Annotated in this window: 8 protein-coding genes and 1 pseudogene; 3 read left to right on the top strand and 6 right to left on the bottom strand. The window is 38.2% G+C overall.

Annotated features, from left to right (window positions below):
• Positions 1-395: 395 nt before the first annotated feature.
• From PHR02_RS12480 to PHR02_RS12470, 3 genes are all read left to right on the top strand, one after another.
• A complete protein-coding gene (locus tag PHR02_RS12480) occupies positions 396-812 on the top strand; it encodes a hypothetical protein (protein WP_299992510.1) in 417 nt (138 codons plus the stop codon).
• 134 nt (positions 813-946) lie between these two features.
• A complete protein-coding gene (locus PHR02_RS12475) occupies positions 947-1,249 on the top strand; it encodes a hypothetical protein (RefSeq protein WP_299992508.1) in 303 nt (100 codons plus the stop codon).
• A 1-nt stretch (position 1,250) separates the two neighbouring features.
• Entirely contained in the window at positions 1,251-2,540 is a 1,290-nt protein-coding gene (locus tag PHR02_RS12470; protein ID WP_299992507.1) for a type II toxin-antitoxin system HipA family toxin, read from the top strand.
• A gap of 7 nt (positions 2,541-2,547) precedes the next feature.
• Here PHR02_RS12470 and PHR02_RS12465 read toward each other — a convergent pair whose 3' ends face one another.
• The 6 genes and pseudogenes from PHR02_RS12465 to PHR02_RS12440 all read right to left on the bottom strand — a co-directional run.
• Complete coding sequence (locus PHR02_RS12465) at positions 2,548-3,702, bottom strand: site-specific integrase (protein ID WP_299992505.1); 1,155 nt, start codon at positions 3,700-3,702, stop codon at positions 2,548-2,550.
• Positions 3,703-3,707: 5 nt separating this feature from the next.
• Entirely contained in the window at positions 3,708-3,935 is a 228-nt protein-coding gene (locus PHR02_RS12460; protein ID WP_299992503.1) for a hypothetical protein, read from the bottom strand.
• A 78-nt stretch (positions 3,936-4,013) separates the two neighbouring features.
• Entirely contained in the window at positions 4,014-5,318 is a 1,305-nt protein-coding gene (locus PHR02_RS12455; protein ID WP_299992502.1) for an ATP-binding protein, read from the bottom strand.
• A 129-nt stretch (positions 5,319-5,447) separates the two neighbouring features.
• Positions 5,448-5,678, bottom strand: a complete 231-nt coding sequence (locus PHR02_RS12450) for a hypothetical protein (RefSeq protein WP_299992501.1) — start codon at positions 5,676-5,678, stop codon at positions 5,448-5,450.
• A gap of 1 nt (position 5,679) precedes the next feature.
• A complete protein-coding gene (locus tag PHR02_RS12445) occupies positions 5,680-5,976 on the bottom strand; it encodes a type II toxin-antitoxin system RelE/ParE family toxin (RefSeq protein ID WP_299992499.1) in 297 nt (98 codons plus the stop codon).
• A gap of 85 nt (positions 5,977-6,061) precedes the next feature.
• Positions 6,062-6,268: pseudogene (locus PHR02_RS12440) on the bottom strand (type II toxin-antitoxin system Phd/YefM family antitoxin); the annotation flags it as partial.
• Between the last annotated feature and the right edge of the window lie 549 nt (positions 6,269-6,817).

The raw sequence follows: 6,817 nt of genomic DNA, 5'->3' as shown, positions 1-6,817 counted from the left end.
CATATCAATTTAACAGGCGATTACGTCTGGAAAAAGAGTTCGAAGATCAAAGATGGCAAATTTAGGCCTTTAAGGGCGGTAAAATTCTCTTAACGTGCTATATATTCCGTTTCCTGAAGCGACCCCTTATAGGTTACAAATAAAAGACAGTATTATATTTATTATAAACTATTAAGATAGTAATAAGTAAATAATAATTTTTATCATTTGATAGTTAAACTCAAAAACTAAGCAAGAGTGGCTTTGTGTATACATTGATATACCAAAATCTTTTACCGTATCACTGGTCTGTACGACACTTCAAAGAGAAACTTTTTCTTCATTGTTAACTATCATTCATCATTCACCTATACAATGTCTCATATTTGTTTCATGTTATATCAGGAGTGCAATATATGTATAAATATCACGATAAATCCAAACGATTTTTAGCCACCGCTCTGATTACTACCGGCTTATTGGGTACGGCTCCATTAATGAGCGAGGAGATCATTCATTCTGATCGCTCTGCCATCACACAAGAAAAAATTTCACCTCGGATCGATTCTCAATTATGTGATCAACAGTTTCAATGCTCTAAAACAGGGTTCATTCTCCATTTCTTACCCGAAGCAAAAGCAAGATTTATACACCCACAATCCTCTCAATCGCTTCATGCCGATTACCGTGTCCATTTTGATCACAGTATTGCAATGAACGTATATGAGAACCCATCAAAACACTTTGATCTGATGATGCATCAAATCAACATTGCCTCCGATGGGTTCAGTGCCAAGGTCAATGGAGAGACCCGCTATTTTCAGAAAGTGTAGTGCTTAGATGAGAAATAACTTTTCTTTAGATCATTTATAGTCAAAAAGTAACCCACCACCTACAATTCACATAAAACATACTATAATATGTTCAATATTTATTTATTCTAAATAATACTTACTATTGGATGTTTATGATTGAGTTAAAGACACCTTTTGAATTCATCGAAGAACTCATTGTTACTATCGAAAAAACGCGTAAGCGAAAAAAACTGAGACAACAAGACCTTTGTGATCTTGCCGGTCTTTCGATTGCTACTTATCAAAAGTTCATCTATCAGAAAAAAATCGCTCTGATCTCACTGGTACAGGTATTATATGCACTGGATATGATAAAGAATTTGGAAGGTCTGATAGCCTATGATGAGATCCAAAGTCTGGACGACATCCGAGAAGCTGCCACTAAAAACCCTCTACCAAAACGGGTAAGGAAATAATATGGAAAAACTATTAGAAGTCGATGCCTATCTTTATGGCCATAAGATCGGTACAATGATCATACATATGGGTAGAATTTATTTCGAATACGACACTGCATTTACCTCTCTTGGACTTGAAATATCTCCACTGAAATTAAATACGAAAAAAATCACCGGCGCGTATACCAATCCTGATTCACCTGATTACTATTATGGGATGTGTGGAGTTTTTTTCCAATCTCTTCCCGATAAACATGGAATGCCCTTTATTGATCGCTACTTCGAGCGCCAAGGGGTAGCTCCGGATAAAGTTACCTTGCTGCAAAAGCTAACGTTCATCGCCGATCGCGGTATGGGTGCCATAGAGTATGCTCCAAAAGAGCATGAAGAGATTATGGAAGCCGCCATCGCACTGAGTGCAAAAGAATTACGAGAAGAGATGCGCCTTGTTTTAGATGATGATATAAAAAATACAACGATCAGAGATTTTATGAATATCATCAATAATGCATCACCCATAGGCGGGGCAAGAGCAAAGTTACTGATTTCTTACAATCAACAAAGTGGTGAAATTAGGAGCAATAGCGGTGCTATTCAAGATGGATTTGTCCGTTCAATATTAAAATTTGATGAGTCATACCCTAATGCAGAGGGTATTAACGAAAGTATCGAGTTAACAAAATTAGAACACCTTCATATGTCACTTGCCAAAGAGTGTGGAATCACGATACCTGAGATGACGTTAATCGAAGAAAACGGGGAACACCACCTAATCTTTGAGCGATACGATAGAGATAAAAACGACCAAAAAATCCATGTTTGCAGTGCGGCCGGTTTGATGCATAAAGATATCCGTGTAGCACAAGTGATGTCGTACGAGGAACTTCTCAAGCTAACCAATCTGATATGTAAAAGCCAAAGCGATGTTGAAGAGATGTTTCGGCGCATGGTATTCAATGCGTTATCTTTCAATGTGGATGACCATGCCAAGAACTTTGAATTCATGATGGACCGCTATGGACAATGGCGTCTTGCACCGGCGTATGATGTCACGTATTCCAAAGGAGCTGTCAAGGAACATCTGACATCTATTAACGGCAAGAGTTCCGATTTTAGTATCGATGACTTTCTGGTTGTCGCCCAGAAAAATCTTATCCCAGTAAATAAAGCAAAACAAATTATCGGAACTGCTGTTTCAGTCTTATCACCCTATGAAAAAAGAGCGCTAGAAGCTGGAGTCAGTACGTCCGAAGCGACAAAGATTGGTGGTGAAATACGTGCACAGATTATGAAAATGGGTCTTGTTTGAGGCTCAATTAAAACTTTGTTTTCATCCCCTCCACCTCTCGTTTCATCATCAGCTCAGGATTATTCTTTACATAGGCACTAAATGTCGTATTGGTTGAAGTATGTCCGAGCTCCATCGCCACAATCGCCAAGTCTTTTCCATCGGCGAGCTCTTTGGTCGCATATCCCCGGCGGATGATATGACGTCCACTCTTATTAACTCCGATCGCTTTAAGCGCGTACGTGGTGAATTTCCACATATCCACATCGGGCATTTTCTTATTCGTGTAGGTTCCGTTGGTATAGGTACTGGAGAGTACATAAGATGAGTCCGGCAGAATAGCTCTCATGTACTCCACAAACGGTTCTATCTCTTCACGTCTCACTACCACTTCACGGTATTTGTCCCCTTTAGTCGTATGATAAGCGATCGTATAAAACAGATGGGTAGTACCATGATCGTCTTTGTATTCGGACTCTTTGATATGCTCCATTCTTAGAGAGATCACTTCATCAGCACGTGCACCGCTTAGACAATAAAGCAATACGATCAGAGCATTGCGATAGGCATAACGCTGCGAACTCTTCGAAAAATGCTTCTTGTAAACTTCCGGCCAGTGTTTCATAAAATCGATCAGTTCTTCGAGTTCATTCTCCGTCACAAAATCGGTGCTCCGTTTTTGAACCTTGATTTTGGTGAAATATTTAAAAATAGGAGTGAAGTCTTTGTTCTCTTTATTGTTTTCACTGATAAAAAGGAGGAGTTGTTTGAGAACTGTCAAGCGGTGGGAAAGGCTTTTCTCATAACGATAGACAATAGAGAGCTTTGCGTCGTTTTTCCCACGGTTGGCTTTACGATTAGAGAGGACTTGATGATACTCTTCATTCGAGATCTTTTTAGCTTCGAGATCTTTAGAGGCGAGATGTTCTTGATACCACATAAGGTAGTTATTGACAAACTTTGCCGATAACCCATCCAGATCCATAACCCTATCATACTGATGGGCAAACTCGATAAGAGGGGTCAGTGCTTCTCCGTAGGATTTACGGGTCTTATCGCTTACCCCTTGAGCCACTTTCTCAGTAATGTAGCGATCACGCCAGGCATCGAGATCGCTTATTAATCCTTTACCGGTACAGAGATCCCATTCGGCTAGATCATCTTGGAAGTGTTGAGGGGACATCGGTATCACCGACTAATGAACATCAAGTCTCTCGACTTCATTTCATCCAGGATGTAATGGCGCAATTGATCGAGTGCGTTTGCTTGATCCCCGTTGATATTGGAATCATGTTTAATCATCTCTCTGATTTTTTCAAGTGTATCATTCATCAAACAATACATATCCATTGCTTTGATTGCAGCAATATGTTCAAACTCATCGTTCGGTAGGTTGAATTCTAAAGTTGCTTTCATCGTTTCTTATCCTTTATTGTGCCACATCAGTATTGCATTACTATTAAATAGATTATTGATTAGGAATTCATTCCTAATTTACATATCCACCATTGAAAATCCCTTATACTCAATCCTATACGCTTTAAAATCGCCGATCAACTTAAGGCTTTTATTTTTAAGCACGTCCAAATCGATTTTTTTAGGGTTTAGTTTGACTTCCGCAATCAGCACCTTTTTTTCCAACTCATTGACTGCGACAATATCGATTTCATTTTCATTGCTTCGCTCCCAGTAGGTACCTATGAGAGAATAATTTTGAGTCCCTTTGAGCTGTTCGATAAAATACTTCTCCAAAAATTTACCCGCAAACGTCGTGTAGTCACGTTCAACGATAGAGCGGACATAGGGGTAATTACCTATCTCTACCGCACTTTTGTTTTTGTAGATAAAGCGAAACCAGAAATTGAAAAAGTTATCGCTTATCTCATATTTTTGAGTTCGGCTCCCCTCTTTGGCGAGTACCGGCTTTATCTTTCGGATAACCGTATATTCGTTCTCCAACCGATCCAAATACCCTCCGATATTACGTTCCAAAATCGATTCTATCGCACTTCGTGATGTTTTAGACGAGGCGATGAGCGAGAGGATGGAGAAATAGGTGGTGTACTCTTTTCCAAACTCTTCGATCAAGAGATTTTTCCCCTCCTCCAAAAAGAGTGAATCCTCACTAAAAATCAAATCGAGCTGTTTTTCTTTTGTAAAGGCACCCGCATCCACAAACAATTCGACGTATTTCGCCACTCCTCCGGTAAAAATGTAAAACGATAGTAGATCCTCGTTGGTATAGGTGCTGTTGTAATCGTTTAAAATCTCTTTGAGGGTATCGACACGAAAGGGCTGTAAATGAATCTTTGCATCGGCACGACCGAACAGAGGCTCTTTTTTATCCTCGAATATCTTTTTCATCAATGAATAAATTGATCCGCTGAGAAGAAGGTTCATTTTTGTCGAGTCTTTATACGTGTCCCAAATGTTTTGCATATCGGAGTAGAGTGAGGGGTTGATCTGCAAAAACTCTTGGAACTCATCGATGATGAGGGTGATCGCCCTCTCTTTGGACAAGAGCATCATGTATTCAAAGAGGTCTTTAAATTTGGTAAAACTCCCCAGTATTTTTAGATCGAGGGTGTTTTGCAGGACGGTGATGAACTCTTCGCACAAGAGTGCTTCATTCTTTTTGGATACGAAAAGGTAGACTTTTTGCTCAAACGCCTCTTTGATAAGTTTGGTTTTACCGATACGACGACGACCGACGACCACGGTCATTTTTGATCCGCTCTGTGAGCTAGCTTCAATACTTCGGAGCTTTTCTAGTTCTTTCTCACGGTTGTAAAACTTCATTGAGTCTCTTTTGTATTTTATATTACTGTAATATATATTACTATAATTACTTGTGTGTGTCAATTTTTTTATCAATCATGCATAAAGATCCAAAACAGCCGAATCATCATTAACATGTTTTAAAAACGTTTACTCAAGCCCATCCATCAAGGTCTCATCAAAATCTTCAATAATCGATTTATCGTCATCTTTTATTTTTTTGAGTTTGTGTTGGAGACTTACGGTTGTTTCATTAATCTCGTAATATTTTGCTCTTCCAACTTCTTCTTTGAGCTCTTGAATTGTCTTATTGCCAAATTCACTAGAACAGATTCCGGCAAATTGCATTACGGCAGCTAAGTTAGTATTTTTGTCTTTCATCTTATTTTATTCTTTGTGCAGCTTCACGATACACTGCCATTTCATCGCGAGCGGCTATTGCTATAACTTCGACAATGATAACCTCTTCGAGAATGCGGTACACAATACGAACCCGTTTATGATCAACGTACATTTTTCGACAACCTGATAGATCCATCCCCGATTTATTGCCAAGTAGATCACCAAGCTGTGCTGAGCGTGTAAGTTTATTAAGTTGTTTGAATACTAATAGTCGGACACGGTGATCAAGTTGTTTGAGGTCATCTTCTACCTCTGGAAAAAACTCAATTGTGTACATCAGCTTCATTCACTCCAAATCGATTCATCATATCACTCATTCCAATACGCACTCCGGTATCTTTTGCTGTACGGTCGGTTATAGTTTTATAAATTTCAATATGCTCAGCCAAATCGGCAATCTCTTTTAGACGCTCATATTCTTCTATCGGTAAAACGACGAGTTCGAGCTTATTGTTTTTAGCGATGGCAATTTTCTCTTTTGCACCATCAACAAGGCTTTTAAATACAGAAGAGAAATTACGGGCTACTTCTGTAGCGGGGATGATCTCATCACGAGAATAGGCAATCATAGATGACTCCTTATTAAATGTGTATAATTATACGTATTATACTACAAAGTTTAAATTTGCAGTGTTTAACTTTTTTCAATCGTTTATAAAAAAGCCGCTAAACCTACAAATGGGTTTTTTGTATCACGCGTTTTAAATAAAGCTGAAACTTGATCGATTGAGAATTCGGAAAATATAGCACGTTAAGAAAATAGATCATACTTTATAGATAAGTCAGGTTTTGTTAACTTGTCTACACATATTGTCAAATTATTAATGTATAGTGTCATTTATTAGATTATATATAATATAATAAACCATTTAAGTATCAAATACACTATCTAATCCCCATTATATGACCTCTATATTTTCAACGAAGCAATCATATTCCATCTCATCATCCATCGATGACATCAAATATTATACCAAAATAGCCTTTTATATACAAGATAATATTGTATTATCTTAGTATTAATACCAAAACGAAGCCATATTGTGCATCAACATTGCAAGCAATCGCTCCATATGGCTAAAGTGTATTATCTATGTTATATATAAATTTATAGTTTG

Source organism: Sulfuricurvum sp. (assembly GCF_028688295.1).
GTDB lineage: Bacteria > Campylobacterota > Campylobacteria > Campylobacterales > Sulfurimonadaceae > Sulfuricurvum.
Note: the sequence above shows the minus strand (reverse complement) of the source record. Positions and strands in the feature narration are given on the sequence as shown.